At 61.1% G+C, this 26,419-nt stretch carries 23 protein-coding genes; 16 read left to right on the top strand and 7 right to left on the bottom strand.

Annotated features, from left to right (window positions below; genetic code table 11):
* The 4 genes from cobN to ACCC96_RS01430 all read left to right on the top strand — a co-directional run bounded on the left by cobN (position 1) and on the right by ACCC96_RS01430 (position 7,504).
* Positions 1–3,909 carry a cobaltochelatase subunit CobN gene (gene cobN / locus ACCC96_RS01445; RefSeq protein WP_413694777.1) on the top strand — a complete coding sequence of 1,303 codons (3,909 nt, stop codon included), beginning with the start codon at positions 1–3 and terminating at the stop codon, positions 3,907–3,909.
* Between the two features lie 199 nt (positions 3,910–4,108).
* Positions 4,109–5,116, top strand: coding sequence for an ATP-binding protein (locus ACCC96_RS01440; protein WP_064617088.1), 1,008 nt, complete (start codon positions 4,109–4,111; stop codon positions 5,114–5,116).
* A 119-nt stretch (positions 5,117–5,235) separates the two neighbouring features.
* Positions 5,236–5,781: a vWA domain-containing protein gene (locus ACCC96_RS01435; RefSeq protein WP_413694776.1), complete on the top strand. Its 546-nt coding sequence runs from the start codon at positions 5,236–5,238 to the stop codon at positions 5,779–5,781.
* Positions 5,782–5,857: 76 nt separating this feature from the next.
* Positions 5,858–7,504, top strand: a complete 1,647-nt coding sequence (locus tag ACCC96_RS01430) for a phospholipase D-like domain-containing protein (RefSeq protein ID WP_413694775.1) — start codon at positions 5,858–5,860, stop codon at positions 7,502–7,504.
* Positions 7,505–7,690: 186 nt separating this feature from the next.
* Here the strand turns inward: ACCC96_RS01430 and ACCC96_RS01425 are convergent, their stop codons facing one another.
* Positions 7,691–8,914: an NADH:flavin oxidoreductase/NADH oxidase family protein gene (locus tag ACCC96_RS01425; protein WP_413694774.1), complete on the bottom strand. Its 1,224-nt coding sequence runs from the start codon at positions 8,912–8,914 to the stop codon at positions 7,691–7,693.
* Between the two features lie 77 nt (positions 8,915–8,991).
* Between ACCC96_RS01425 and ACCC96_RS01420 the strand changes: the two genes are divergently transcribed.
* Entirely contained in the window at positions 8,992–9,396 is a 405-nt protein-coding gene (locus ACCC96_RS01420) for a MerR family transcriptional regulator (protein WP_413694773.1), read from the top strand.
* Here ACCC96_RS01420 and ACCC96_RS01415 read toward each other — a convergent pair.
* On the bottom strand, positions 9,386–9,901 hold the full coding sequence (locus ACCC96_RS01415; RefSeq protein WP_413694772.1) for a thioredoxin family protein: 516 nt from the start codon (positions 9,899–9,901) through the stop codon (positions 9,386–9,388). The two genes, ACCC96_RS01420 and ACCC96_RS01415, sit on opposite strands and share 11 nt — an antisense overlap.
* Positions 9,902–10,097: 196 nt before the next feature.
* Between ACCC96_RS01415 and ACCC96_RS01410 the strand changes: the two genes are divergently transcribed.
* The 10 genes from ACCC96_RS01410 (at position 10,098) to ACCC96_RS01365 (ending at position 17,512) form a co-directional block, all read left to right on the top strand.
* Positions 10,098–10,346, top strand: a complete 249-nt coding sequence (locus tag ACCC96_RS01410; RefSeq protein ID WP_413694771.1) for a type II toxin-antitoxin system Phd/YefM family antitoxin — start codon at positions 10,098–10,100, stop codon at positions 10,344–10,346.
* Positions 10,336–10,617, top strand: coding sequence for a type II toxin-antitoxin system RelE family toxin (locus ACCC96_RS01405; RefSeq protein ID WP_413694770.1), 282 nt, complete (start codon positions 10,336–10,338; stop codon positions 10,615–10,617). The genes ACCC96_RS01410 and ACCC96_RS01405 overlap by 11 nt, the downstream gene beginning before the upstream one ends.
* A 340-nt stretch (positions 10,618–10,957) precedes the next feature.
* On the top strand, positions 10,958–11,806 hold the full coding sequence (locus tag ACCC96_RS01400) for a transporter substrate-binding domain-containing protein (protein WP_018927654.1): 849 nt from the start codon (positions 10,958–10,960) through the stop codon (positions 11,804–11,806).
* A gap of 52 nt (positions 11,807–11,858) precedes the next feature.
* Entirely contained in the window at positions 11,859–12,521 is a 663-nt protein-coding gene (locus ACCC96_RS01395; RefSeq protein WP_019649174.1) for an amino acid ABC transporter permease, read from the top strand.
* An 8-nt stretch (positions 12,522–12,529) separates the two neighbouring features.
* Positions 12,530–13,192: an amino acid ABC transporter permease gene (locus tag ACCC96_RS01390; RefSeq protein ID WP_018927656.1), complete on the top strand. Its 663-nt coding sequence runs from the start codon at positions 12,530–12,532 to the stop codon at positions 13,190–13,192.
* Positions 13,189–13,980 carry an amino acid ABC transporter ATP-binding protein gene (locus ACCC96_RS01385; protein WP_019578494.1) on the top strand — a complete coding sequence of 264 codons (792 nt, stop codon included), beginning with the start codon at positions 13,189–13,191 and terminating at the stop codon, positions 13,978–13,980. Before ACCC96_RS01390 ends, ACCC96_RS01385 begins: the two co-directional genes overlap by 4 nt.
* Positions 13,981–14,010: 30 nt before the next feature.
* Positions 14,011–14,400 carry a RidA family protein gene (locus ACCC96_RS01380; RefSeq protein ID WP_019649173.1) on the top strand — a complete coding sequence of 130 codons (390 nt, stop codon included), beginning with the start codon at positions 14,011–14,013 and terminating at the stop codon, positions 14,398–14,400.
* Between the two features lie 143 nt (positions 14,401–14,543).
* Positions 14,544–15,308: an IclR family transcriptional regulator gene (locus tag ACCC96_RS01375; RefSeq protein WP_413694769.1), complete on the top strand. Its 765-nt coding sequence runs from the start codon at positions 14,544–14,546 to the stop codon at positions 15,306–15,308.
* Positions 15,309–15,345: 37 nt separating this feature from the next.
* Positions 15,346–16,563 carry an amino acid deaminase gene (locus ACCC96_RS01370; RefSeq protein WP_018927660.1) on the top strand — a complete coding sequence of 406 codons (1,218 nt, stop codon included), beginning with the start codon at positions 15,346–15,348 and terminating at the stop codon, positions 16,561–16,563.
* 13 nt (positions 16,564–16,576) lie between these two features.
* The gene (locus tag ACCC96_RS01365) at positions 16,577–17,512 is read left to right on the top strand and encodes a sugar kinase (protein WP_413694768.1); all 936 of its coding nucleotides are present in this window, start codon (positions 16,577–16,579) and stop codon (positions 17,510–17,512) included.
* A 181-nt stretch (positions 17,513–17,693) separates the two neighbouring features.
* On the opposite strand, the gene ACCC96_RS01360 is transcribed toward ACCC96_RS01365, so the two are convergent.
* Both ACCC96_RS01360 and ACCC96_RS01355 read right to left on the bottom strand, forming a co-directional pair.
* Entirely contained in the window at positions 17,694–17,969 is a 276-nt protein-coding gene (locus tag ACCC96_RS01360) for a peptidylprolyl isomerase (RefSeq protein ID WP_007933743.1), read from the bottom strand.
* 66 nt (positions 17,970–18,035) lie between these two features.
* A complete protein-coding gene (locus ACCC96_RS01355) occupies positions 18,036–20,573 on the bottom strand; it encodes a PAS domain-containing protein (RefSeq protein WP_413694767.1) in 2,538 nt (845 codons plus the stop codon).
* 118 nt (positions 20,574–20,691) lie between these two features.
* Between ACCC96_RS01355 and ACCC96_RS01350 the strand changes: the two genes are divergently transcribed.
* Entirely contained in the window at positions 20,692–21,801 is a 1,110-nt protein-coding gene (locus ACCC96_RS01350; protein WP_413694766.1) for a PilT/PilU family type 4a pilus ATPase, read from the top strand.
* A 60-nt stretch (positions 21,802–21,861) separates the two neighbouring features.
* On the opposite strand, the gene ACCC96_RS01345 is transcribed toward ACCC96_RS01350, so the two are convergent.
* The 3 genes from ACCC96_RS01345 to ACCC96_RS01335 form a co-directional block, all read right to left on the bottom strand.
* Positions 21,862–23,817 carry an acetoacetate--CoA ligase gene (locus ACCC96_RS01345; RefSeq protein ID WP_413694765.1) on the bottom strand — a complete coding sequence of 652 codons (1,956 nt, stop codon included), beginning with the start codon at positions 23,815–23,817 and terminating at the stop codon, positions 21,862–21,864.
* Positions 23,818–24,026: 209 nt separating this feature from the next.
* Entirely contained in the window at positions 24,027–24,800 is a 774-nt protein-coding gene (hbdH, locus tag ACCC96_RS01340) for a 3-hydroxybutyrate dehydrogenase (protein WP_413694764.1), read from the bottom strand.
* A 7-nt stretch (positions 24,801–24,807) separates the two neighbouring features.
* Entirely contained in the window at positions 24,808–26,199 is a 1,392-nt protein-coding gene (locus tag ACCC96_RS01335; RefSeq protein ID WP_413694763.1) for a GntP family permease, read from the bottom strand.
* Positions 26,200–26,419: the final 220 nt, after the last annotated feature.

The following is a 26,419-nucleotide window of genomic DNA, read 5'->3' as shown; positions in this document are numbered from 1 at the left end:
ATGCACCTGCTCAGGACCCAGCCCGGCGGTTTCGTGTCGGATGACAACATTGCCGACCTTGGACAAACCCCCGCCGAGCTGGTGATCCTGTGCAGCGGCGATTCCAGCCTGGCGTTGCTCGCCGAGGCGGCGCAGCAGCTGCCCGACGATTACCCGAGCCTGCGCCTGGCCAACCCGATGCAGGTGCAGAATCACGCCTCGGTCGATCTTTATGTCGACGAAGTGCTGCGCCATGCCAAGGTGATTCTGATCTCGCTGCACGGCGGTATCGCCTATTGGCGTTACGGCATCGAGCGTCTGGTGGAATTGTCCCAGCGCGGTGTGCAGTTGATTCTGGTGCCGGGCGACGATCGCCCGGACCCGGAACTCAGCGATCTGAGCACCGTGATCCCCGAAGACCGCGACCGGCTCTGGCACTTCCTGCGTCAGGGCGGCATGGCCAATGCGCTCGACCTGTTTCGTTGCCTCGCCAGTCGCTGGCTGGGTCGCGACTATCCATGGTCCGAGCCGCAAACCCTGCCACGCACCGCGATCTACCACCCGCAAAAAAGCCCCGCGCACCTTCAGGATTGGCAAGCCGACTGGCAGGCCGATCAGCCGGTGGCGGCGGTGCTGTTTTACCGCTCGCACTTGCAGGCGGCGAACACCGGTTTCATCGATGTTTTCTGCCAGCGTTTGCAGGCGGCGGGGCTCAACCCGTTGCCGATTGCGCTGGCCAGTCTGAAAGAGCCCGGCTGCCTGGCGGTGGTCGAGGATTTGCTGGATGAAGTCGAGGCGGGGGTGATTCTGAACACCACCGGTTTCGCCCAGTCCAGCCCTGAAGCGCCGCACCTGCGGCCGTTTCGTCGCAACATTCCGGTGATTCAGGCGATCTGCGCCCAGGACAACGAGCCCGGCTGGCTTGCCAGCGAGCAAGGCCTCGGTCCCCGTGACTTGGCGATGCACATTGCACTGCCGGAGCTGGACGGGCGAATCATCAGTCGGCCGATCAGCTTCAAGGATCTGGCGTGGCGCAGCGAGCGCAGTCAGTCCGATGTGGTTTGCTATCGACCGCAGCCTGAACGCATGGATTTTGTCGCTGAACTGGCGCGGCGCTGGATTGATCTGGCGCGGGTGCCCAACAGTGAAAAACGCATAGCCCTGATCCTCGCCAACTACCCGACTCGCGATGGACGCATCGGCAATGGCGTCGGTCTCGACACACCCGCCGCGGCGCTGAACATCCTGCGTGCACTGCATCAAGAAGGTTATCCGTTGCCGGCCGAGTTGCCGGACAGCGGCACCGCGCTGATCCAGCAACTGCTCGGTGGCGTCAGCAATGACCTGGACACTATCGATCAACGTCCGTGCCAGCAAAGCCTGGCGCTGGATGATTACTTTTTGATGTTCAACGCACTGCCCGAAGCCAATCGCGAGGCGGTGCTGCAACGTTGGGGCTCGCCCGAAAGCGATCCGATGTTCCGTGGCGGGCGAATGATGATTGCCGGGTTGCGCTTCGGCCTGACCTTCGTCGGCATTCAACCGGCCCGGGGTTATCAGGTTGACCCGAGCGCGGTCTATCACGACCCGGACCTGGTGCCGCCCCACGGTTATCTGGCGTTCTACTTCTGGTTGCGCAACACCTACGGCGCCCACGGCGTGATCCACGTCGGCAAGCACGGCAACCTCGAATGGCTGCCGGGCAAGGGCGTCGGGTTATCTGAAAACTGCTGGCCCGACGCGCTGCTCGGCCCGCTGCCGAACGTCTATCCGTTCATCGTCAACGACCCGGGCGAGGGCGCCCAGGCCAAGCGCCGCACGCAAGCGGTGATCATCGATCACCTGATGCCACCGCTGACCCGCGCCGAAACCTACGGCCCACTGCGCAACCTTGAGTTGTTGGCTGACGAGTATTACGAAGCGCAGTTGCTCGATCCACGCCGCGCCCGGGAACTGCAACGCGACATTCTGCAACTGGTGCGCGACACGCACATTGATCGCGAACTGCAACTGGACGAGAAGCTCGACAGCGATGCCGACGCGGCGATCTGGTTGCCGCGCCTGGACACTTACCTGTGTGACTTGAAGGAATCGCAGATCCGCGATGGCCTGCACGTGTTTGGCGAGTCGCCGACCGGGCAATTGCGCATCGACACCTTATTGGCCTTGCTGCGCATTCCTCGCGGCGACGGCCGTGGCGCGCAATCGAGTTTGTTGCGGGCGCTGGTCAAAGCGTTCGAGTTGGGCTTCGATCCACTGGATTGCGTGTTGGCCGAGCCTTGGAACGGTCCTCGGCCGGATGCCTTGCAGGCGGTCAGTGATGAGCTGTGGCGCACGGCGGGGGATACCCGTGAGCGTCTGGAACTGTTCGCCGCGCAACTAATTTCGCAGACGTTGAATGCCGAGCCTGGCCCGTGTGGGAGCGAGCCTTTGTGGCGAGGGGGCTTGCCCCCGTTGGGTCGCGAAGCGGCCCCAAAAAACGGGACTGCTGCGCAGTCCAACGGGGGCAAGCCCCCTCGCCACAAGGCCCCTCACCACCTAGACCCGCTCCCACAGGAGGCAGATTGGTCCGACGTGAGCGCGATCATCGACAGTTTGCGCGAGGTCGTCGCCCCGCGCCTGGACGCCTGCGGCCCGGCGGAAATGCGCGGCCTGCTGGACGCCCTCAGCGGGCGATTCGTCCCGGCCGGGCCGAGCGGTGCGCCGAGTCGCGGACGGCTGGACGTGTTGCCTACCGGGCGCAATTTCTATTCGGTGGACGTGCGCAACCTGCCGACCACCACGGCGTGGCGCATCGGTTTTCAATCTGCGAACCTGATTCTTGAACGGCACTTGCAGGATCACGGCGATCACTTGCGTCAGCTCGGCCTGTCGGTCTGGGGCACCGCGACCATGCGCACCGGCGGCGACGACATTGCCCAGGCCATGGCCTTGATGGGCGTGCGGCCGGTATGGGCGACGGGCAGTCAGCGGGTCGACGACTTCGAGATTCTGCCGTTGAGCCTGCTGGACCGGCCGCGGGTGGACGTGACCTTGCGCGTCTCCGGATTCTTCCGCGATGCGTTTGCCAACCTGATTCGTTTGTTCGACGCCGCCGTGCAAGCAGTCGCCGCGCTGGATGAACCGGAGGATCTCAACCCGTTGGCGGCCAAGGTTCGCTCTGAGCGCGAGGCGCTGCTGGAGTCCGGTCTGGATGAAGAAGCGGCCGGGCGGCAGGCCGGCTGGCGGATCTTCGGGGCCAAACCGGGTGCTTACGGTGCCGGCGTGCAAGGCGCCATCGACGGTCGTTTGTGGCAAAGCCGCGAAGACCTGGCCGAGGTTTACCTGAACTGGGGCGGCTACGCTTATGGCGGCTCCGATGAGGGCACCGCCGCCCGCGAGCAGTTCGCCCAGCGTCTGAGCCAGGTGCAGGCCGTGCTGCAAAACCAGGACAACCGTGAGCACGACTTGCTCGATTCCAACGACTATTACCAGTTTCAGGGCGGCATGCTGGCGGCCGTCGAAAGCCTCAGCGGTGCAGCGGCGGCGAGTTATCACGGCGACCACAGTCAGCCGGACTTGCCGAAGGTCCGCACATTGAAGGAAGAGCTGAACCGGGTGATCCGTTCCCGGGCGGCCAATCCGAAATGGATCGACGGGGTCAAGCGTCATGGCTATAAAGGCGCGTTCGAACTGGCGGCGACGGTCGATAACCTGTTTGCGTTCGACGCCACCACGCGGCTGATCGACGATCACCAGTATGCGTTGCTGGCGGACGCCTATTTGCTTGATCCGGCGACCCGGGAGTTTGTCCGCGAACACAATCCCCACGCCTTGCGCGATATGACCGAGCGCCTGCTCGAAGCGCAGCAACGGGGGATGTGGCAGGAACCGGGTGAATACCGCGAGGCGCTGGAGAATTTGTTGCTGGATATAGAAGAAGACAGTTAGCCGGTGAGCAAAGGAAATTTGTGGCGAAGGGGGCTGTGGCGAGGGGGCTTGCCCCCGTTGGGCTGCGCAGCAGCCCCAAAACAAAAAACCAGGCTCTGTCAGGCACACCGCATTTTCAGGTTTTACGACTGCTACGCAGCCGAGCGGGAGCAAGCTCCCTCGCCACAGAGTAATCACCGACCATGACCGAGATTTGAACATGACCGACACCCCCCATTTCCCGCTCTCCGCCGTGGTCGGCGCCGATGACTTGAAGCTCGCCCTGTACCTGACCGCCATCGACCCGAAAATCGGAGGCGTGCTGATCGAAGGCCCGCGCGGCATGGCCAAGTCGACCCTGGCCCGAGGCCTGGCGGACCTGCTGGCCAGCGGTCAATTCGTTACCTTGCCCCTGGGCGCCACTGAAGAACGGCTGGTCGGCACCCTCGATCTCGACGCGGCCTTGAGCGAAGGGCGCGCACAGTTTTCTCCGGGTGTATTGGCCAAGGCCGACGGCGGCGTGCTCTACGTCGATGAAGTGAACTTGCTGCCCGATCACCTCGTGGACCTGCTGCTCGACGTGGCCGCCAGCGGCACCAACCTGATCGAGCGCGACGGGATTTCCCATCGGCATTCGGCGAAGTTTGTGCTGATCGGCACCATGAACCCGGAAGAGGGCGAACTGCGCCCGCAACTGCTCGACCGCTTTGGCCTGAACGTCGCCCTCAGTGGCCATACCGCACCCGCCGAGCGCGGCCAGATCATCCGTCGTCGACTGGATTTCGACAGCGATCCGCAAGGCTTCTGCGCCGAGTGGGAAAGTCAGCAACACGCCCTGCGCGAGCGTTGCCAGAAGGCGCGTGCGGCCCTGGCGAGTATCCCGCTCGACGATGCCGCACTGGCGCAGATCACCGAGCGCTGCTTTGCTGCCGGCGTCGATGGCTTGCGGGCCGATCTGGTCTGGCTGCGCGCGGCGCGGGCACATGCGGCCTGGCGCGGTGCGAACGCCATTGCCGAAGAAGATATCGACGCGGTCGCCGAATTTGCCTTGCGTCATCGTCGTCGGGAGCATTCGACCTCTGCGCCGCAAAACTCCCAAGCGCCACAGCAATCCCCTGCGCAAACCACCAACCCGAACGAAGGTCAGGGCCAGTGGGGCGAAATGCCCGCCCAGGCGCTGCCGGTCGGTGCTCGACGTGAAGTGCCGAGCTGGCCAAAAAAGCCCTAGGCATTCGCCCTCGATCAGACGCGGGGGCGAATGCCAGACCCCGCGCAGGCCGGCTGGATCACGGTAAACAGGGCAAGCGTCACGCCGCCCGTAGCGGATCGGTCAACTGGCCCGGCACCTTGCTCAATGGCCGACCGCGTCAACGCGATGACCTATTGTTCCATCTGCGGACCCGCACCCCGCATGAACTGTGGCTGGTGATCGTCGATGCCTCGGCTTCGACCCGGCGCCATCAGGCGTTGAGCGATGCCAAGGGCTTGCTGGTGCAACTGTTCGACGATGCCTATCGCCAGCGCGCACGCCTGGCTTTGCTGACCGCCAGCGGTCACTTGCCGAAGTGGCAGGTGCAGGGGTTGAAAGCTTCTGCGGGCTTACGCGATTGGCTCGAGGGATTGGGCGCCGGCGGCGGGACGCCGATGCTGGCGGCGCTGGGCGAGGCGGGGCACTGGCTGGTGGCACGGCAAAAGCGTTTTCCGGCCGAACAGCAGCGGCTGTTGCTAGTGACGGATGGACGGTTGAAGGAATGGTCGACATTGCCGGAGCTGGATTGTCCGGGGTTGCTGATCGACATCGAGCGCGGGCCGATTCGACTCGGGCGGGCAAAGGTGTTGGCAGCGCAGTTACAGGTTGATTATCGACATATCGATGAGCTGATTTCAGGTTGAGTTTTGTGCTGACAGTGCTGGCCCCATCGCATCGCTGCCCTATGCTCTGTAAGCAAACCCATCACAGGAGTGACCCATGCGCGTTCTAGCCCGCAACGATCAGGACGATTTCCGCGTCAAAGCCTACGCCGGCACCAACGGTGTGCTGCTGGCCATCGACCTGGCCGAACCCCGCCGCAAAGGCCTGCTGGGGTTTGCCATCGAAAAACAGCAAGGTGACAAACCCTGGTTGTTTCTGTTCAACAGCCTGACCTTTCCCGGCAAGGATCATACGTTCCCCCAGTTTCACGCCACCCCCAGCGATGCCGCGCCTTTGCAGAAATTTCGCTGGGCCGATTACGCAGTCAATCCGGGTGTGACGATCCATTATCGGGTTCACCTGGCCTATGGCACTGCCGATACGCCACAGTTGGGTGAAAGCCTGGAAGTGACGGTCACCACGGACAATGGCCTGCCCAAGGGGCAGAACGTGATATTCAACCGAGCAGTGGCTGCCAGTCAGGCGTTCCAGCGCAAATTCGCCGACCTCGATGCGCTGCTCAGCGTCAACAAGACACTGCCCATCGAAGAATGGCCCGATGCGCCGCGGCAATGGCTGGAAAATGGTCTGCTCGCACGCCTGCTCGGGTTTATCGAACGTGCCGTGGATGGCCAGTGGGCGCTGGACATCGCGATCTATGAATACCAGTTGCAGGCGATCGTCGATGCGGTGAACGCCGCCTTCGAGCGTGGCGTAAAGGTTCGGGTCCTGTACCACGCCCAACCCGGCGAAGACACCACGGCGCTGAACGAAGCCAGCCTGGAAAAAATCCCGGCGGCGAACAAACGCGGGCGAGTCACCCACAATATCTTTCACGATAAGTTCATGGTCCTGAGCCGGCTCGATGCGGCGGGGCAGCATCAGCCCGAAGCGGTACTCTGCGGCAGTACCAACTTCACTGCCAACGGCGTCTACCGTCAGGCCAACGTCGTGCATGTGCTGGACGACGCTCGGATCGGCGCCACTTACCTGCAAACCTTCGAGCAGGTCTGGGCCACGCCGGCGGACGTCGGCGCCACGCGGGACTGGCTCACGGAACACAATCCGATGCAGCCTGACCAGCCGCTGTTCGCCGGCTTTTCACCGCGCTCAGGCGAGGGCGACTTGAGTGAGTTCATCAAGATCATCAACGCCGCCAAAAAAGACCTGCTGTTTGTCACGGCATTCACCTTGCCGGACAAAATACTCAACGCGCTGCTCGGCCAACCCCACGACGACATATTGCGTTACGGCCTGCAAAACACGGTCAGCAGCATCACCGGTTTCCACGCCGACCGCACCGCTGAATTCGCCTCCACCGCGTTGCTCAACACCGGCCTTGAAGGCTGGCTCAAGGAAAACATGAAAGGCCAGAAGGGCAACCTGCTGGTGCACACCAAAGCCATCGTCGTCGACTTCACCAGCGACTCACCGACCATCATCAGCGGCAGCCACAACCTCAGTGACGCAGCCAGCAATGGCAACGACGAGAACTACCTGATCATCCGTGGCGACACCGACCTGGCCGACCGTTACGGGCTGGAACTACTGCGCTTCTACGAGCATTACCGGTTCCGCTACTTTGCAAAGAAACTGCAACTCAAGCAGGTCCGGCCGTTGGCGGCGGATGACAGCTGGACCGATGACTATTACCGCGAGGGCGACCTGCGGATGTTATCGCGACTGCGCTTTGCCGGACGATAAACACGCTGGTGATTCCCTCTGGGAGATTCTTTGTGGCGAGGGGGCTTGCCCCCGTTGGGGTGCGAAGCGCCCCTAAAACCAGTCGCTACGATCTTGAATCCGAAGACGGTGACTGGGTTTACGAACGCTTCGCAATCGAACGGGGGCAAGCCCCCTCGCCACAATGGCTCCCACAGGTTTCTTCGGTTATTTGCCCATTGCCTGGCGGTACTGGCGGGTACGCCGGGCGATGTACAACCGGTCGAGGATCAATGCCCATACCGCCGAAACCTGTGGCCTGGGCGTGCGCCCGCGGCTTAATCGATGGAGCTGAAACTTCACCACGGCCATGTTCGCCAGCGACGCCAGGGCTTTGCGTTTCCAGCGAATCGGTGGCAACTGCGGGTGGCTGTTCTGGCCTTCACGCCAGCGTTTGACCAGCTGCGGTTCGATGGCCAGTGCCGTGCCGATACCGGCCATGGCGATGCCGCTGTCGAGCACCTGTTCGACGATTGCCAGCCGACGAATTCCCCCAGTCACCATCACTGGCATGTGCGCCACGCCGGCCAGTTCGCTGGCCATTTCCAGAAAGTACGCTTCTCGCGCCAGGGTCCGACCGTCGCGAGCCTCGCCTTGCATGGCCGGTGCTTCGTAGCTGCCGCCGGAGAGCTCGAGCAAATCGATCTGTTGCTCGTTGAGCCACTGGATCACTTGCCGGGCGTCATCGGCGTCGAAACCGCCGCGCTGGAAGTCCGCGGAATTGAGCTTCACCGCCACGCAAAACTGCGGCGACACCGACTTGCGAACAGCGCTGAGCACTTCCAGCAGCAAACGCGCACGGTTTTCCAGAGAGCCACCCCAGCGGTCGGTGCGGCGATTGGTCAACGGCGACAGAAACTGGCTGAGCAGATAACCGTGCGCGGCATGAATCTGCACCCCGGTGAAACCGGCCTTTTCCGCCAGGGCGGCGCTGGTGGCGAAGCGTTGAATGACTTCTGCAATGTCGTCCTCGCCCATCGGTTTGGGCTCGGCAAACATCTTCGAAAACCCGCCCAGGTCCAGCGCTACCGCCGAGGGGGCCAAGGCCTGCTGGCCTAGGTTGGCCATGGTCTGGCGCCCGGGATGATTGAGTTGCATCCAGAACTGCGCGCCACTGGCCCGGCCGATGGTTGCCCACTGACGAAAGCGTTCCAGGTGTCGCTCGTCTTCCAGCACCACGCCACCGGGGCCGGTCATGGCACGGCGGTCGATCATCACATTGCCGGTCAGCAACAGCCCGGCCTCACCGTCAGCCCAGGCTTGATACAACCGAAACAACTCGCCGGAAGGTGCCTGCCCGGTATCGGCGAGGTTCTCTTCCATCGCGGCTTTGGCGATGCGATTACCGATGGTCTGGCCGTTGGGCAAATTCAATGTTTGGAAGGGCGACATACTTGACTCCTCATCAGTGATGAGTAGAGGCTAAGCTTAAAGTTAACTTTAATGTCAAGCGTGCAAATGAGGCCGTGATGAAGATTGGTGAGTTGGCGCAACTGAGCGGGTTAAACGCTTCGCGCATTCGGTTTTACGAGGCCCAGGGGCTGATCCGTCAGGTCGAGCGTCAGACCAACGGTTATCGGCGTTATCCGCCGCAAGTACTGCAAACCCTGAAAATCATCCAGTGCGCCCAACAGGCCGGTTTCAGCCTGGAAGAGCTGAAGCTGCTGTTACCGGATGCCGCGACGGGTGAGTTCAAGCACGACGAGCTGGTGGCGGGTCTTGAGCGCAAGGTCGAGCAGATCGAAGAGATGCAACTGCACCTGGCCCAGAGCAAGGCGCGGTTGCTGGAAGTGATCGAGAGCATCCAGGCGCGACCCGAGGGCATGGGGTGCGGTGCGAATGCCGAGCGGGTGCTGGCGTCGCTCAAGCAGTAGCGCCAGTGCCGGTAAATGACGCCGACCCTGTAGGAGCGTGGCTTGCCCGCGAAGAACGATGACGCGTAATACCTGAAAAACCGCGGTGCAGCCCCCGTGCCCTAGGCACGGTGCATAACGTGCTGAAGGTTTCCTGCAACCACGGCAAGTCGCGGCGAGGTTTGCGGGCAACCTGCTTGGGTCTGAGCTTGCCGATGTGCTTTTTGAAATGTTCTTCCAGGGTTTCCGGAGTTCCAATGCCCTTGAGCTTCTTCAGCAGCTTTCCGTTCTTGCAGAACAGCACCGTCGGTGTGCCGGTGACTTTTGGATGCCGAGGGGATTTGCTCGTATCCAGCACATAGATGCACGCGTGATCTTTGTACTTCTCGGCAATTGCACGGAAAACCGGCTCGGCCCATTCGCAGGCGGGACAGTGTTGGTTGCCGAAATACATGATCACCGGGCGCCAGGTGTTGAGCGCTTTGCGGTAGGCCGGATCCAGTGGCTGGGTGGTCATCGAACTCATTGAAATCTCCTTTTCAAAGACTATCGAAGGCCTGTTGACGTTAAAGGAGGCGAGGGGGTGGGTCTACTGTCAGAAATTACAGGTGGGGTTCGGTGCCAGTGGTCCTATTCCAATTTCTATGAGTAAAGGATAGATGCCAGACTTGGTTCAGAGTGCTATTTTTAGCGCCATTAAAAGCACTTCAAGGAGTAGCGTAATGACACACATCGTGCTTTCTCAGGTCGTAGCGAGCATTTCCGAACTAAAGAAAAACCCCATGGGGACGGTTGCTGCCGGTGGTGGTTTGTCTGTCGCAATCCTCAACCGTAATGAACCCGCTTTCTACTGCGTCCCAGCCAAAGAATACGAAGCGATGATGGACCGGCTTGAAGACATGGAGCTGTTAGCCCTTTGCCGCGAACGAGAAAACGATCCTACGATCAAGGTTTCTATCGATGACCTATGAGCTGGAATTTTCTGAAAAGGCCTGGAAGGAGTGGCAGAAGCTTGGATCAACGTTGAGAGAGCAGTTCAAGAAGAAGCTTCAGGAGCGGTTGGCTAATCCACACGTTCCAGCGGATCGGCTGAGTGGGCTGGGCAATGCTTACAAGATCAAGCTGCGTAGTGCCGGGTATCGATTGGTTTATCGGGTTGTGGATGAGGTTCTGGTAGTGACGGTAATAGCGGTTGGTAAACGGGAGCGCGGGCAAGTTTATGAGGAGGCTGTTAAGCGTTAGGAAGTATGCAGTTACAGGCCTGTTCTTACAGGTACCTCAAGCGCCTGTAGGCGCATGACTTGCCTCGATCGCGATTTGAGTGCACCCCGAGGTTGAGTGCGCCCTGAAATGTGACCCAATTACCCGCACCCTGTAGCCATAAGTAGCGTTCAGCACTTGTGCATTTTGTAACGTCTGTTTGGCGTTCTAGCGCATCCACTTCGCATCCATTTGATTCAAAACACTTTTCAAATCCGCCGGGATTCCGCCCGCAACCTGTGGCACACTTTCTGCTGTCTATTCCGTTGTTACATACCAAGTTCCGGTATAGCGGAATAAACACAGCCCTGGAGTGCTTGCCATGCATCGCCGACTTTCCTTGTTTAAAGCGTGTGTTTTCGTTCTCGCGGCTTCGGCCGCTGCCGTGGGTGTCGCTCAAGCGGCAGACAGCAAGCTCGACAGCGTGCTGGCCCGTGGGAAATTGATCGTGGGCACGGGCAGTACCAATGCGCCGTGGCACTTCCAGGGAGCGGACGGTAAGTTGCAGGGTTTTGATATCGATATCGCGCGGATGGTGGCCAAGGGGTTGTTCAACGATCCGAGCAAGGTCGAGTTCGTCGTGCAGTCGTCCGATGCGCGGATTCCGAACCTGCTGACCGACAAGGTCGATATGAGTTGCCAGTTCATCACCGTGACCGCCAGCCGCGCCCAACAGGTCGCGTTCACGCTGCCGTACTACCGCGAAGGTGTTGGCCTGTTGCTGCCGGCCAACAGCAAGTACAAGGAAATCGAAGACCTCAGGGCCGCCGCCGACGGCGTGACCGTGGCGGTACTGCAGAACGTGTACGCCGAAGAACTGGTGCATCAGGCGCTGCCCAAGGCCAAGGTCGATCAGTACGACAGCGTTGACTTGATGTATCAGGCGGTGAACTCCGGCCGTGCCGACGCGGCGGCCACCGATCAGTCGTCGGTGAAATACCTGATGGTGCAGAACCCTGGCCGTTATCGCAGCCCGACCTACGCCTGGAGCCCGCAGACCTACGCCTGTGCGGTGAAACGCGGCGATCAGGATTGGCTGAACTTCGTCAACACCGTCCTGCATGAAGGCATGACCGGCGTTGAATTCCCGACGTACGCAGCCTCCTTCAAACAATGGTTCGGTGTCGACCTGCCGACTCCTGCAATCGGTTTCCCAGTCGAATTCAAATGATCCCGTGAGAGCGGGGCGGTGATAAATCGCCCCGCTCAAGGTACTGCTGACCATGAACTATCAGTTGAATTTTGCCGCCGTGTGGCGCGACTTCGACACCTTGCTGGCGGGGCTCGGCCTGGGCCTTGAGCTGGCGCTGGTGTCGATCGCCATCGGCTGCGTGATCGGCTTGCTGATGGCGTTTGCTTTGCTATCGAAGCATCGCGCATTGCGAGGGCTGGCGTCGGTGTATGTGACGGTGATCCGTAATACGCCGATTCTGGTGTTGATTCTGTTGATCTACTTCGCCTTGCCGAGCCTGGGCATTCGTCTGGACAAGATCCCCTCGTTCATCATCACCCTGTCGCTGTATGCCGGGGCGTACCTGACCGAAGTGTTTCGTGGGGGGCTGTTGAGCATTCCCAAGGGGCTGCGTGAAGCCGGGTTGGCGATCGGCTTGGGCGAGTGGCAGGTCAAGGCGTACGTCACCGTGCCGGTGATGCTGCGCAATGTGCTGCCGGCGCTGTCGAACAACTTCATTTCGCTGTTCAAGGACACCTCGCTGGCGGCAGCGATTGCCGTGCCGGAGCTGACCTATTATGCGCGCAAGATCAATGTCGAGAGCTACCGGGTGATTGAAACCTGGCTGGTGACCACAGCGCTCTATGTTGCGGCCTGTTACCTCATTGCCATGATGCTGCGTTACCTCGAACAGCGTCTGGCGATTCGCCGATAGGAGGCCCCATGTACGAATCCCCCAGCTGGTTGCATGAGTTATGGGTGGCCCGGGATGTCCTGTGGCAGGGCTTCCTGACCAGTGTGCAGTGCTCGGGCCTGGCGATTTTGCTGGGTACGCTGGTCGGCATCGTCGCCGGCCTGGTACTCACTTACGGCACGTTCTGGATGCGCGCGCCGTTCCGGTTCTACGTCGACATCATTCGCGGCACGCCGGTGTTTGTATTGGTACTGGCCTGCTTCTACATGGCGCCGGCACTGGGCTGGCAGATCAGCGCCTTCGGGGCAGGCACTTTGGGCCTGACGCTGTTTTGCGGTTCTCATGTCGCCGAGATCGTGCGCGGTGCATTGCAAGCGCTGCCCAGTGGCCAGATGGAAGCGAGCAAGGCCATCGGCCTGACGTTTTACCAGGCGCTGGGCTATGTGTTGTTACCCCAGGCGTTGCGGCAGATTTTGCCGACCTGGGTCAACTCGTCCACCGAGATCGTCAAGGCGTCGACCTTGTTGTCGGTGATCGGCGTCGCCGAGCTGCTGCTCAGCACTCAACAGATTATCGCCCGGACCTTCATGACCCTGGAGTTCTACCTGTTCGCCGGATTGCTGTTTTTCGTCATCAACTACGCCATCGAATTACTCGGCCGGCACATTGAAAAGCGGGTGGCCTTGCCATGACACAAGCTCAAGTTTCGACCCAGAACCAAGCGCTGCTGGACATCCGCGGCCTGCACAAACAATACGGCCAGCTCGAAGTGCTCAAGGGCGTCGACCTGACCATGCAGCGCGGCAATGTGGTCACGCTGATCGGCTCCAGCGGCTCGGGCAAGACCACGCTGTTGCGCTGCGTGAACATGCTCGAGGAGTTCCAGGGCGGGCAGATTCTGCTCGACGGTGAATCCATCGGCTATGACGAGGTCAATGGCAAGCGCGTGCGCCACCCGGAAAAAGTCATCGCCCGCCATCGCGCCATGACCGGCATGGCCTTCCAGCAATTCAATCTGTTCCCGCACCTCACTGCATTGCAGAACGTCACCCTCGGTCTACTCAAGGTGAAAAAGCTGCACAAGGATGAGGCGGTGGCGCTGGCGGAAAAATGGCTGGAGCGGGTTGGCCTGCTGGAGCGCCGCGATCATTACCCCGGTCAGTTGTCCGGTGGTCAGCAACAGCGCGTGGCGATTGCCCGGGCAATTGCGATGAACCCGAGCCTGATGCTGTTCGATGAAGTCACCTCGGCCCTCGATCCGGAACTGGTGGGCGAAGTGCTGAACGTGATCAAGGGGCTGGCCGAAGACGGCATGACCATGCTGCTGGTGACTCACGAAATGCGCTTTGCCTTCGAGGTCTCGGACAAGATCGTATTCATGAATCAGGGGCGGATCGAAGAGCAGGGGCCGCCCAAGGAATTGTTCGAACGCCCGCAGTCACCGCGATTGGCGGAATTTCTCAAGAGCACCCGCTTTTAAGCCTTCACTTTTTAATCAGGAGAAACACCCATGAGCATTACTCGTTACGGCACCGGCAGCACCGCCGGTGGCGGCCAACCCCGTCCTTTTGCCCGTGCCGTCGAAGCCGATGGCTGGCTGCACGTGTCCGGCCAAGTGCCGGCGGTGGACGGTGAAATCATCGTGGGCGGGATTGTCGAGCAGACTCACCAGACCATGAAAAACCTGATAGCGATTCTGCAAGAGGCCGGTTACGGGCTCGAAGATGTGGTGCGCACGGGCGTGTGGCTGGAAGACCCGCGGGATTTCTGGAGTTTCAACAAGGTGTTTTCCGAGTACTTCAAAAGCGAACACGCCCCGGCCCGGGCCTGCGTGCAGGCGAACATGATGGTCGATTGCAAGGTCGAGATTGATTGCATTGCGTACAAGAAAAAGGCCTGAACCGAGGGCGCGGCTGATTGGCCCTTGTAGGAGCTGCCGAAGGCTGCGATCTTTTGGCGTTTTGGGAGCGTTACAAGGGCAAGATCAAAAGATCGCAGCCTGCGGCAGCTCCTACGGGCGAATTTGAATGGGAACCTGAAGACATGACCGAAGACACCATCAAGCGCCGGGCTCGCGGTCTGGACCGGGCGTTCGACATCCTCGATTTCCTCAAGGAAATCGGCCAGCCCCTGCGCCCGAATGAAATCGCCAGCGGCATCGGCAGCCCGAAATCCACGGTCTACGAACTGGTCGCGTCCTTGTTGGAGCGGCGCATCCTCGAGCCCGTGGGCAAGGACGGTCACGTTTACCTCGGCCGTCAGTTGTACTTCCTCGGGCAGGCGCATTTGCGTCATTTTGACCTGTCCCGCGAGGCCGATCATGCCTTACAGGAGATCGTCAGCCAGACCCGCGAAACCGCGCAGATGTGCCTGCTCAACGGACGCAAATACACCGTGGCATTGATGAAAGAGGGTGAGCGGCATTTCCGCATTTCCTCGGACATCGGCGAAAACGCGCCGATCCCCTGGACCGCTTCCGGGCGCCTGTTGCTGGCGCACCTGAGCGATCAGCAAATTGTCGATTTGATCGACCCCGACGACTTCATCCTGCCCGACGGCGAACGCCTGCCGCTGGAGCAATTTCTCGAGGAGATCCGCCAGGCCGCCATCGACGGATTCTTTTCCTTCGACAGCGTCGCCGACACCTTTACCCATTGCTTCGCCGCCCCGGTCAAAGACCCGAACGGCGTGGCCATCGCGACCCTGTGCATCGTCGCCCCACGCGCCGATGCGAAGAACAATTACAACGACTATCGCCGGGTGCTGATCGACAGCGCCAACAGCCTCGCCCGGCGTATCAACGAATAACAGCGGCTGCCTGCGGCCGTGTGTGAGGAGATCGACCATGTCTACTGCCATCAATACCGCCGCCGTGGAAAAGGGCGCCGCCCAGACCGGCGCCAACCTGGTGCGGGACGTCAGCCTGCCGGCACTGGTGCTGCACCGTGACGCGTTGGAACACAATATTCGCTGGATGCAGGACTTCGTCAGTCACAGCGGCGCGGAATTGGCTCCCCACGGTAAAACCAGCATGACCCCGGCGCTGTTTCGTCGCCAACTGGACGCCGGTGCCTGGGGCATCACCCTGGCCAGCGCCACGCAAACCCGCGCGGCTTACGCCCATGGTGTACGGCGGGTGCTGATGGCCAATCAACTGGTCGGCACGCCGAACATGGCGCTGATCGCCGACCTGCTGGCAGACCCGACTTTTGATTTCTACTGCATGGTCGATCACCCGGATAACGTCGCCGACCTCGGCGCGTTTTTCGCCTCGCGCGGCGTGCGCCTGAACGTGATGATCGAGTACGGCGTGGTCGGCGGTCGTTGCGGTTGCCGCACCGAGGCCGAAGTGCTGGCGCTGGCCAAGGCTATCAACGCTCAACCGGCGTTGGCGCTGACCGGCATCGAGGGCTACGAAGGGGTGATTCACGGTGATCATGCGGTGAGCGGCATCCGCGAGTTCGCCGCCTCCCTGGTGCGTCTGGCGGTGCAACTGCAGGACAGCGGCGCGTTCGCGATTGCCAAGCCGATAATCACTGCGTCGGGGTCGGCGTGGTACGACCTGATCGCCGAGTCGTTCGAAGCGCAGAATGCCGGCGGGCGTTTCCTCAGCGTGCTGCGCCCCGGCAGTTACGTGGCCCACGACCATGGCATCTACAAAGAAGCGCAATGCTGCGTGCTCGACCGTCGCAGCGACCTGCACGAAGGTTTGCGCCCGGCGCTGGAAGTCTGGGCGCATGTGCAGTCGTTGCCCGAACCGGGTTTTGCGGTGATCGCCCTGGGCAAGCGCGACGTGGCCTACGACGCCGGTTTGCCGGTGCCGTTGCTGCGTTACAAGGCCGGCGTGGTGCCGGCGACCGGCGATGATGTGAGTGCCTGCAAGGTGACGGCGGTGATGGACCAGCACGCGTTCATGACCGTGGCGCCGGGGGTTGAGTTGCGGGTGGGCGATATCATTTCGTTCGGGACTTCGCACCCGTGTTTGACGTTCGACAAGTGGCGTATCGGGTGTCTGGTGGATGAACAGCTGAATGTCATCGAAACCATGGAAACCTGTTTTTAAGAGCCCCCACAACATGAACAACATCAGCCCCCTGGGCCCCAACATCCCGCGCATCGCCCTGATCGGCGAGTGCATGATCGAACTGCAGCAGCGCGCCGACGGCTCTCTGCAACAAAGCTTCGGCGGCGATACCCTGAACACCGCGGTCTATCTGGCCCGTGAACTGGGCGATAGCGGCACGGTGGATTACGTCACTGCCTTGGGTGACGACAGTTTCAGCGATGCGATGTGCCAGAGTTGGGCCAGCGAACACATCGGCCTGGGCATGGTCCAGCGTTTGCCCGGTCGCTTGCCAGGTCTGTATTGCATCCAGACCGACGCGGCCGGCGAGCGGCGTTTTCTCTACTGGCGCAACGAAGCGGCCGTGCGCGATTGCTTCACCACCCCGGCGGCCGCGCCGATCCTGGCAGCGCTGCCGGATTACGACGTGCTGTATTTCAGCGGCATCACTCTGGCGGTGCTCGGTGAGCTGGGCCGGGAGAAACTGCTGGACACCCTGATCGAAGCCCGACAGCGGGATGCGCGGATCGTGTTCGACAACAATTATCGACCACGCCTGTGGGCTTCGGTCGAGGACGCACGAGCGGCTTATCGCGAAGTGTTGCCCTATGTCGACCTGGCGTTGCTGACGGTCGACGACGAGCAGGCGCTGTTCCACTTTTCTGATTGCGCAGCGGTGTTTGCCGCTTACGAGCAGATGGGCACGCCCGAAGTGGTGCTCAAGCGCGGTGCCGAGGCGTGTCTCATTCGCTGTGACGGCGAGTCGTTCGAAGTGCCGGCGCTGGTGGTCGAACGGGTGGTGGACACCACGGCGGCGGGGGATTCGTTCAGCGCGGCGTATCTGGCTTGCCGCCTCAAGGGTGGGAACCCGGTCGAGGCCGCAGAAGCGGGGCATCGCTTGGCGAGCCGGGTGATTCAGATTCCGGGGGCACTGATCCCCAAAGATTGAAATGCAATGCCTGTGGTGGCTGTGATTTTTGTGGCGAGGGGGCTTGCCCCCGTTCGGCTGCGAAGCAGTCGTAAATCCTGCGCACTCGGTGTGTCAGGTAGATCATGATCACAGGTTTTGGGGCCGCTACGCGGCCCAACGGGGGCAAGCCCCCTCGCCACAGGGCCCTGAAGCCAACCGATCAATCCCGGTAAAACACCTGCACCAGGTGATACCCGAACTTGCTCTTGATCGGCCCATGCACCACCCGCAGCGGTTTTTTGAAGATCACCGCATCGATCGCCCCGACCATCTGCCCGGGCCGTACTTCGCCAAGATCCCCACCGCGTTTGCCGGACGGGCAGGTGGAGTATTTCTTGGCCAGCACATCGAAGGCTTCGCCCTTGGCGATGCGTTGTTTGAGCTGCTCGGCTTCTTCCGAGGTTTTCACCAGAATATGGCGGGCTTGGGCTTTCATGGGCAGTACCTTGCAACGGTGGTGGCTATGTTGGTGCCAGCGTGGGGCGCGCGATTATGCCTTAACTCATCCGGCTTGGCCGATCATCGTGCGAATCTTGTTGGCCAGCAGGTCCATGGAAAAGGGTTTGGCCACCATGTCCATGCCTTCCTCCAGGAAACCCTGGCGTTCGGCGGCTTTCTCGGCATAACCGGTAATGAACAGCACTTTGAGCTCTGGGCGGTGCTGACGAGCGATTTCCGCCAATTGCCGACCATTCATGCCCGGCAGCCCGACATCGGTTACCAGCAGATCGACCCGCAGGTCGGACTCCAGCAAGGGCAGGGCGCTCTGCGCATCTTCGGCTTCATGGGCGTGATAACCCAACTCTTTGAGCAGGTCGAGCACTAGCATGCGCACCGCCGGATCGTCTTCCACCAACACCACGGTTTCACCGGCAACCGCTGGCGGTGCCTCACCGATGACCGGCAGATGAGCGTGCTCCGGCAGGGCGACGTGCAACCGTGGCAAATACAGGCGAACGCTGGTGCCCTGGCCCGGCCGGCTGTGCAGGCTGACGTGCCCGCCCGACTGTTGGGCGAAACCATAAATCATCGACAGCCCAAGGCCGGTGCCCTGGCCGATGGGTTTAGTGGTGAAGAACGGATCGAAGGCCTTGGCCAGTACCGACGGGGTCATGCCGGCGCCGTTGTCGCTGACGGCAATCATCAGGTAATCCCCGGCCCTGACTGGCTCCAGCGGGGTGACGTCGCTGCCATCGAGGTGAACATTGGCGGTTTCGATCAACAGCTCGCCGCCATCGGGCATCGCATCCCGGGCGTTGATCACGAGGTTGAGCAAGGCGTTTTCCAGTTGGCTGACATCGGTACTGACCGGCCAGACCTCATCGGCCAGCTTCAGTTTGAGCTCGATGTGATCGCCCTTGGTCCGGCTGAGCAAGTCTTCCAGGGAATGCACCAGCTGGTTGGCGTCCAGTGGCCTGCGATCCAGTGACTGACGCCTTGAGAATGCCAGCAACCGATGGGTCAGGGCGGCGGCGCGATGGGCCGAGGACACCGCCGCTTCGGTGAAGCGACCGATCTCGGCTGCGCGCCCATCGGCGATGTAGCGTTGCATCAAATCGAGGCTGCCGATGATCCCGGTGAGCATGTTGTTGAAGTCATGGGCGATGCCGCCGGTGAGCTGGCCGACCGCTTCCATTTTCTGTGCATGGCGCAAGGCGTCTTCGGCGCGCTCACGCTCGAACATCTCGTTCTGCAGTCGCTGGTTGGCTTCGGCCAGTTGTTGAGTGCGGGCGCTCACGCGTTCTTCAAGGGTTTCGTTGAGGTTGCGCAGAGCCTCTTCGGTCTGTTTACGCTCGGTCTCGTCGATCACGAAGATGTAGAAACCATTCACCGCGCCGTCTGCGCCGTGGCGTGGCAGGTAGTTCATCAGGGCTTGGCGGGTGCTGCCGTCGCGGTGGTCAGCGCTGATGCTGAAACAACAGGTCTTGCCTTTCAGCGCCTCGGCGATGTGTTCGGCGCGCAGGGCATAGGCTTCATCGCCCAGCACTTCACGAATGGTCCGGCCGTAAAGCTCCTGGGGCGTCAGGCCATACCATTCCAGATAGGCGGCATTGTTCAGGCGAAAGCGCTCTTCGCGGTCCACGTAACTGATCAGGATCGGCATGGCGTTGATGATCAGTTGCAGCTCGGTCTGGCTTTGGCGCAAGGCTTGTTCGATGTGTTTGCGTTCGGTCAGGTCCAGCGCGGCGCCGAGGAAACGGATCGGCCGGCCATGGTGGTCCTTGTAGCAACGGCCACGGGCAAACACCCAGCGCAACTGGCCGTCCGCTTGCAGCAAGCGATATTCCTCGGCGTACTCGCTGCCATGGGTGATGCAGTGCTTGATGCTGCGGGCGATCATGGCGCGGTCTTCCGGGTGCACGCCGTGGAGGTATTCGCTGATCGGCAACTGGCTGGCCATGGCCGGGTCGACGCCATGCAATTGCGCGAAGTGAGCATCGGCGATGAAACGGTCTTCGCCAATGTCCCAGTCCCAGGTGCCGACGGCATCGGTGGCGGCCAGCGCCAGTTGCAGACGCTGCTCGGTTTCTTGCTGGGCCTTGAGGCTGGCGGCAGAGCGTTGTTCCAGTTCGAGGGCGATGCGGCGGCGTTCGTTGGTTTCGATGGCCGTGACCAGAATCCCGGCGACTTCGGCGCTTTCATTGCGGATGGGGCTGTAGGTCAAATCCAGCCAGAAGTCAGAATCCCGACCGTCGCGTTGCAAGGTAAAGAGTTGTTCGCTGTAGGTCCGCACCTGGCCCTGTAGGACGGCGCTGTAAATCGGGTCGGTAAAGTCTTTGAGTTCCGGCCAGATATGGTGCGTCGGTTGTCCGAAAGCGTGAGGGTGTTTGCTGCCGGCGAGGAAGGCGAAGCCGTCATTGTAGATCTGGGTGAGCTGCGGGCCCCACAGCAACAGCATCGGCATTGGCGAGTGGATCACGATGTCCACCGCGGTGCGCAGGCTCTGCGGCCAGTTTTCGGCGGCGCCCAGCGGGTTGTTTGTCCAGTCCAGTCGGGCAATCAAGGCCTGGGCATCGCTGGCGGTCGGTGGTGCGTTCATCTACATGTCCTGCGCATGAGTCAGTGTGGCGGCGTCTACTATCCTTGCAAGGCGGTAGACGCTGGATGACCCGCATGGGGTCATTTTTTTATTGAATGCTTCGCGGGTGCTTTTTGCCATGGAAATCGATGCACTGCTGCAGATTCTGGCCAGCCGCAATGGCTCCGATCTTTACTTGTCCACGGGCGCGCCACCCAGCGCGAAATTTGATGGTGTGCTCAAACCCTTGACCGATCAACCGTTCAAGCCGGGAGAAGTGGCGGCCATTGCCGCGTCCATCATGGACGCCGAACAACGCCTGGAGTTCGATCGGGACCTGGAAATGAACCTCGCACTTTCCCTGCCCGGGGTCGGGCGTTTCCGGCTCAATATCTTCAAGCAGCGCAATGATGTTTCCATCGTGGCGCGCAACATCAAACTCGACATTCCACGCTTCGAAGACCTCAACTTGCCACCGGTGCTGCTCGAAATCGTGATGCTCAAACAAGGGCTGATGCTGTTCGTCGGTTCGACCGGCTCGGGCAAGTCGACCTCGCTGGCAGCGCTGATCGATTACCGCAACCGCCACAGCAGTGGCCATATCATCACTATCGAAGACCCGGTCGAGTTTATCCATCGGCACAAGAAGTCGATCGTCAATCAGCGCGAGGTCGGCGTCGATACCCGCAGTTTCCACGCCGCGCTGAAAAACACGTTGCGCCAGGCGCCGGACGTGGTGTTGATCGGCGAAATCCGTGACCGCGAGACTATGGAACACGCGCTGGCGTTTGCCGATACCGGTCATCTGGTAATTTCAACGTTGCATGCGCACAACGCCAATCAGGCGCTGGATCGGGTGATCAATTTCTTTCCCGAAGAGCGCCGGGGGCAGTTGCTCAACGACCTGGGTAACAACCTCAAGGCGTTTGTGTCCCAGCGTCTGGTGCGTACCCGCGACGGGCAGCGCCGGGCGGCGGTGGAGGTGATGCTGGGCACGCCGACTATCGGCGACCTGATCCGGCGCAATGAGTTTGGCGAACTCAAGGGGATCATGGAGAAGTCTTCAGAGGTGGGGATGCAGACGTTTGACGGGGCGCTGTTCGCGCTGTTTGCCGAGGGGGCGATCGATGAGGCAGAGGCGTTGAAGCATGCTGATTCGGTGAACAATCTGCGCTTGCGCCTGAAAATGCACGCCGAGGCCACACCCGCCCCCCATACGCCGCCGGGTGAATGGGGTTTGATGGACTGAAGGGGCCGATGTTGATCAAAAATGTGGGAGCGGACTTGCTCCCACAGTAGATTTACGGCGTCAGTCGTTCAGTTCGGGGCGGTTTCGAAATTGCTCCAGGGCTTCGGGGTTGGCCAGTGCATCGGTGTTCTTCACCTTCTGGCCATGCACCACGTTGCGCACCGCCAACTCGACCACCTTGCCGCTGATGGTCCGCGGAATGTCCGTCACCGCGACAATCTTCGCCGGCACATGCCGTGGCGTGGTGTTGGCGCGGATGACCTGGCGGATCTGTTGTTGCAGCGCTTCGTCCAGTTCGACGCCGTCGCGCAAGCGCACGAACAGCACCACTCGCACGTCATCCTGCCATTGCTGACCGATGGCGACGCTGTCCAGCACCTGCGGGACTTTCTCCACCTGACGGTAGATTTCCGCCGTGCCGATGCGTACACCGCCGGGGTTGAGCACCGCGTCGGAGCGGCCGTGGATCAGCATGCCGCCATGGGGCAGTTGCTCGGCGTAATCGCCCTGGGCCCAGACGCCGGGGAACAGGCTGAAATACGAAGCGCGCAGCTTTTCCTGTTGCGGGTCGTTCCACAAGCCGATGGGCATCGCCGGAAAATGCCGGGTACACACCAGTTCGCCTTTTTCGCCGATCACAGGCTGGCCATCGTCGTTCCACACTTCGACCGCCATGCCCAGGCTCTTGCATTGCATCTCACCACGGCGCACCGGCAGCACCGGGTTGCCAATCACAAAGCACGAAACGATATCGGTACCACCGGACATCGAAGACAGGCACAGGTCGGACTTGAACGTGCGGTAGACGTAATCGAAGCTTTGCGGCGACAGCGCCGAGCCGGTGGACAGTATGGTTTTCAGGCTGCTCAGGTCATGACTTTCACACGGCTTCAAGCCATTGCTTTCCAGCGCAGTGAGGAATTTCGGGCTGGTGCCGAAGACATTGAGGCGTTCGTCGTCGATCAGGTCGATCAAGCGCTCCGGCCCTGGATGAAACGGCGAGCCGTCATACAGCACCACGGCGCTGCCGACGGCCAGCGCCGAGACCAGCCAATTCCACATCATCCATCCGCAGGTGGTGTAGTAGAACAAACGGTCACCGGCGCCGAGGTCGGTGTGCAGGCCATGTTCCTTGACGTGTTGCAGCAACACGCCGCCCGTGCCGTGCACAATGCACTTCGGTACGCCGGTGGTGCCGCTGGAGTAGAGGATGTACAGCGGATGGGCGAAGGGCACGGGAACGAATTGCGGCTCGCCGCCCGTTTCGTAAAAATCGTCCCACAGCGTCACGTTGGCCTGGCAGCGGAAATCCTCGATGCGTGCTTGAGGACGCGCATAAGGCACAACAATCAATTGCTGCAAGGACGGCAACTGTCCGAGGATTTCATTGACCTTGGTGGTCTGGTCGATCTCTTTGCCGGCGTAGCGGTAACCGGCGCAGGTGATCAGCACTTTCGGTTCGATCTGGCCGAAGCGATCGATCACCCCGTGGGTGCCGAAGTCCGGTGAAGAACAGGACCAGATTGCACCCAGGCTGGTGGTGGCGAGCATAGCCACCAGGGTCTGCCAGGTGTTCGGCATGCACGCTGCCACGCGGTCGCCGAGGCCGACACCGGCGGCTTTCAGGCTATTTTGAAAACCGGCGACGTGGCTTGCCAGTTCGGTCCAGGTCAGCTGTTCCCGTTGGCCATTTTCACCGATGGCCACCACTGCCACGGCATCGTCACGACGGCGCAGCAGGTGTTCGGCGAAGTTCAAGGTAGCGCCGGGGAACCACTGGGCGCTGGGCATTTGCGCGCCTTCGATCAGCACCGCGTCTGGCTGATCGTGAAAACGGATGTCAAAGAAATCGACGATGGCCTGCCAGAAGGCTTCCCGCTGGTCGATGCTCCATTGGTGCAGGGCAGGGTAGTCGGCGATCCCAAGGGTGTGTCGCTGATTGACGAAACGCCGGAAGGCCTCCATGCGGGACTTGCCGATGCGCTCGGTGCCGGGTTGCCAGAGGATGTCGGACATGGCTTGGCCTCTTTTTCTTATGTCTACACACAGTCTACTGTGGTGAGGGAGCTTTTGTGGCGAGGGGGCTTGCCCCCGTTGGGTCGCGAAGCGGCCCCGCGGTTTGTCTCCAGTCACTCCACGTTGCCCGGTTTTGCGACTGCTTCGCAGCCGAACGGGGGCAAGCCCCCTCGCCACAGAACTCCCTCGCCACAGGGTCTGGCGGCAGGCTACTGCGCCAACCATCCACCATCAATATTCCACGCAGCGCCACGCACCTGGCTACCGGCTTCGCTGCATAAAAACAGCACCAACTCACCCAGCTGCGGCGGCGTCACGAACTCCAGGGAGGGCTGTTTCTCGGCCAGCAAGTCGTGTTGCGCCTGCTGCGGGTCGATCCCGGTCGCGGCGCGATCATCAATCTGCTTCTGCACCAGCGGCGTCAGCACCCAGCCTGGGCAAATGGCGTTGCAGGTAACGTTGGTGGTGGCGGTTTCCAGGCCGACCACTTTGGTCAGGCCGATCACGCCATGCTTGGCCGCGACGTACGCCGCTTTGCCCACCGAACCGACCTGGCCGTGCACCGAAGCGATGTTGACGATCCTTCCCCAGCCCTTGGCGCGCATGCCCGGCAGGCTCAAACGGGTGCTGTGAAACACCGACGACAGGTTGATCGCAATGATCGAGTCCCAGCGCTCCACCGGAAAATCTTCCACCGCCGCCACGTGCTGGATGCCGGCATTGTTGACCAGGATATCCACGCCACCGAACTCACGTTCGGCGTACTCGATCATGTCAGCGATCTGTGCCGGGTCGCTGACGTCGGCGGGGTGATGGCCGACCTTGCTGCCGAATTGTTCTACTTCGGCAATCACTTTGGACGCATCGCCGAAACCGTTGAGGATCAGGTTGGCGCCAGCCTTGGCCAGGCTCAGGGCGATCCCCAGACCGATGCCGCTGGTGGAACCGGTGACCAGTGCGGTCTTGCCCGAAAGAGTCGTCATGAATACCTCACACAATGCCAGTGGCGTAGAAAGTACCGATCACCACAAAAACAGCGAGTGTCTTGATCAGCGTAATACAGAAAATGTCTTTGTAAGCCTCGCGGTGGGTCAAACCGGTGACCGCCAGCAAGGTAATCACCGCGCCGTTGTGCGGCAGCGTGTCCATGCCGCCACTGGCCATCGCCGCGACCCGGTGCAGCACTTCCAGCGGAATATTGGCAGCGTGGGCAGCGCTGATGAAACTCTCGGACATCGCCGCCAAAGCGATGCTCATCCCGCCTGACGCCGAGCCGGTGATGCCGGCCAGCAAGGTCACGGTGATCGCTTCATTGACCAACGGGTTGGGAATGCTCTTGAGCCAGTCCGACAGCACCAGAAAACCCGGCAACGAGGCGATCACCGCACCGAAACCGTATTCCGACGCAGTGTTCATCGCTGCCAGAAGCGCGCCGCTGACCGCACTTTTACTGCCTTCGGCCAACTTGCCACGAATCGCCTGAAAGCCGAACACCAGCACCATGACGATGCCCACCAGCAGGGCGGCCTGGACCGCCCAGATTGCGGTCAGCTTGGCGATGTCGGTGGTCACGGGAGCGGCCATGCCCGGCAGCGAAAGGCTGTGGGTCTTGCCGTACCACACAGGAATCCAGCGGGTGAACAGCAGGTTCATCAGGCCCACCAGCAACAGCGGCGACAGCGCGATCCACGGGTTGGGCAGTTGGATGTCCGGCGCGGTTTCCGGCTCGTTGCGCAGTTCTGAACCATAGCCTTCACCACTGCGCTGGGCCTTGTTGCGCTGGCGCTGCAGAAACAGCATGCCGGCGCAGAACACGAAAATCGCGCCGACCACACCCAGCCACGGCGCCGCCCAGGCGGTGGTGTTGAAGAAGGTGCTGGGGATGATGTTCTGGATCTGCGGCGTGCCGGGCAGCGCGTCCATGGTGAACGAGAACGCGCCGAGGGCAATGGTCGCCGGGATCAAGCGCTTGGGAATATTGCTCTGGCGGAACATCTCGGCGGCAAACGGGTAGACCGCAAACACCACCACAAACAGCGACACACCGCCGTACGTGAGCAGGGCGCAGACCAGCACGATCACCAGCATCGCCTGGCGAGTGCCGAGCAAGCGAATCGCTGCTGCGGCGATGGAACGGGAGAAACCCGACAACTCGATCAGCTTGCCGAACACCGCACCGAGCAGGAACACCGGGAAATACAGTTTGACGAAACCGACCATTTTTTCCATGAACACCCCGGTGAAGACGGGGGCAACGGCGGAAGGGTCGGTGAACAGGACGGCGCCGAGGGCGGCGATCGGGGCAAAGAGGATAACGCTGTAGCCACGGTAAGCAGCCACCATCAGCAGCGCGAGGGCTGCCAAGGCAATGATCACACTCATGGTGTGTCTCTCCAGGATTGTTATTTTTGTAGGGTGAAGCTAGGTGGGGAGGGCTATAGCGGGTTTCGTGCCAGATATCTAAGTTATTGAAATATAAAAGATTTATGTTTTTTATGAATGTTGTGGAGGATTTTTGTCTCTATTCGGAGACGATTTGGCGCCTTAAAAGATCGCAGCCTTCGGCAGCTCCTACAGGGGAACGCGGAAATCACTGTAGGAG

Source organism: Pseudomonas sp. Pseusp11 (genome assembly GCF_047304405.1).
In the GTDB taxonomy this organism is placed as follows: domain Bacteria; phylum Pseudomonadota; class Gammaproteobacteria; order Pseudomonadales; family Pseudomonadaceae; genus Aquipseudomonas.
The sequence above is the reverse complement of the archived record's forward strand: the minus strand, read 5'-3'. Positions and strand labels throughout refer to the sequence as shown.

Excerpts from the sequence above, each read along its gene's own strand:
- cobN (WP_413694777.1), top strand. The coding sequence starts at position 1 with ATGCACCTGCTCAGGACCCAGCCCGGCGGTTTCGTGTCGGATGACAAC.
- ACCC96_RS01440 (WP_064617088.1), top strand. The coding sequence starts at position 4,109 with ATGACCGACACCCCCCATTTCCCGCTCTCCGCCGTGGTCGGCGCCGAT.
- ACCC96_RS01430 (WP_413694775.1), top strand. The coding sequence starts at position 5,858 with ATGCGCGTTCTAGCCCGCAACGATCAGGACGATTTCCGCGTCAAAGCC.
- ACCC96_RS01425 (WP_413694774.1), bottom strand. The coding sequence starts at position 8,914 with ATGTCGCCCTTCCAAACATTGAATTTGCCCAACGGCCAGACCATCGGT.
- ACCC96_RS01420 (WP_413694773.1), top strand. The coding sequence starts at position 8,992 with ATGAAGATTGGTGAGTTGGCGCAACTGAGCGGGTTAAACGCTTCGCGC.
- ACCC96_RS01415 (WP_413694772.1), bottom strand. The coding sequence starts at position 9,901 with ATGAGTTCGATGACCACCCAGCCACTGGATCCGGCCTACCGCAAAGCG.
- ACCC96_RS01410 (WP_413694771.1), top strand. The coding sequence starts at position 10,098 with ATGACACACATCGTGCTTTCTCAGGTCGTAGCGAGCATTTCCGAACTA.
- ACCC96_RS01405 (WP_413694770.1), top strand. The coding sequence starts at position 10,336 with ATGACCTATGAGCTGGAATTTTCTGAAAAGGCCTGGAAGGAGTGGCAG.
- ACCC96_RS01400 (WP_018927654.1), top strand. The coding sequence starts at position 10,958 with ATGCATCGCCGACTTTCCTTGTTTAAAGCGTGTGTTTTCGTTCTCGCG.
- ACCC96_RS01395 (WP_019649174.1), top strand. The coding sequence starts at position 11,859 with ATGAACTATCAGTTGAATTTTGCCGCCGTGTGGCGCGACTTCGACACC.
- ACCC96_RS01390 (WP_018927656.1), top strand. The coding sequence starts at position 12,530 with ATGTACGAATCCCCCAGCTGGTTGCATGAGTTATGGGTGGCCCGGGAT.
- ACCC96_RS01385 (WP_019578494.1), top strand. The coding sequence starts at position 13,189 with ATGACACAAGCTCAAGTTTCGACCCAGAACCAAGCGCTGCTGGACATC.
- ACCC96_RS01380 (WP_019649173.1), top strand. The coding sequence starts at position 14,011 with ATGAGCATTACTCGTTACGGCACCGGCAGCACCGCCGGTGGCGGCCAA.
- ACCC96_RS01375 (WP_413694769.1), top strand. The coding sequence starts at position 14,544 with ATGACCGAAGACACCATCAAGCGCCGGGCTCGCGGTCTGGACCGGGCG.
- ACCC96_RS01370 (WP_018927660.1), top strand. The coding sequence starts at position 15,346 with ATGTCTACTGCCATCAATACCGCCGCCGTGGAAAAGGGCGCCGCCCAG.
- ACCC96_RS01365 (WP_413694768.1), top strand. The coding sequence starts at position 16,577 with ATGAACAACATCAGCCCCCTGGGCCCCAACATCCCGCGCATCGCCCTG.
- ACCC96_RS01360 (WP_007933743.1), bottom strand. The coding sequence starts at position 17,969 with ATGAAAGCCCAAGCCCGCCATATTCTGGTGAAAACCTCGGAAGAAGCC.
- ACCC96_RS01355 (WP_413694767.1), bottom strand. The coding sequence starts at position 20,573 with ATGAACGCACCACCGACCGCCAGCGATGCCCAGGCCTTGATTGCCCGA.
- ACCC96_RS01350 (WP_413694766.1), top strand. The coding sequence starts at position 20,692 with ATGGAAATCGATGCACTGCTGCAGATTCTGGCCAGCCGCAATGGCTCC.
- ACCC96_RS01345 (WP_413694765.1), bottom strand. The coding sequence starts at position 23,817 with ATGTCCGACATCCTCTGGCAACCCGGCACCGAGCGCATCGGCAAGTCC.
- hbdH (WP_413694764.1), bottom strand. The coding sequence starts at position 24,800 with ATGACGACTCTTTCGGGCAAGACCGCACTGGTCACCGGTTCCACCAGC.
- ACCC96_RS01335 (WP_413694763.1), bottom strand. The coding sequence starts at position 26,199 with ATGAGTGTGATCATTGCCTTGGCAGCCCTCGCGCTGCTGATGGTGGCT.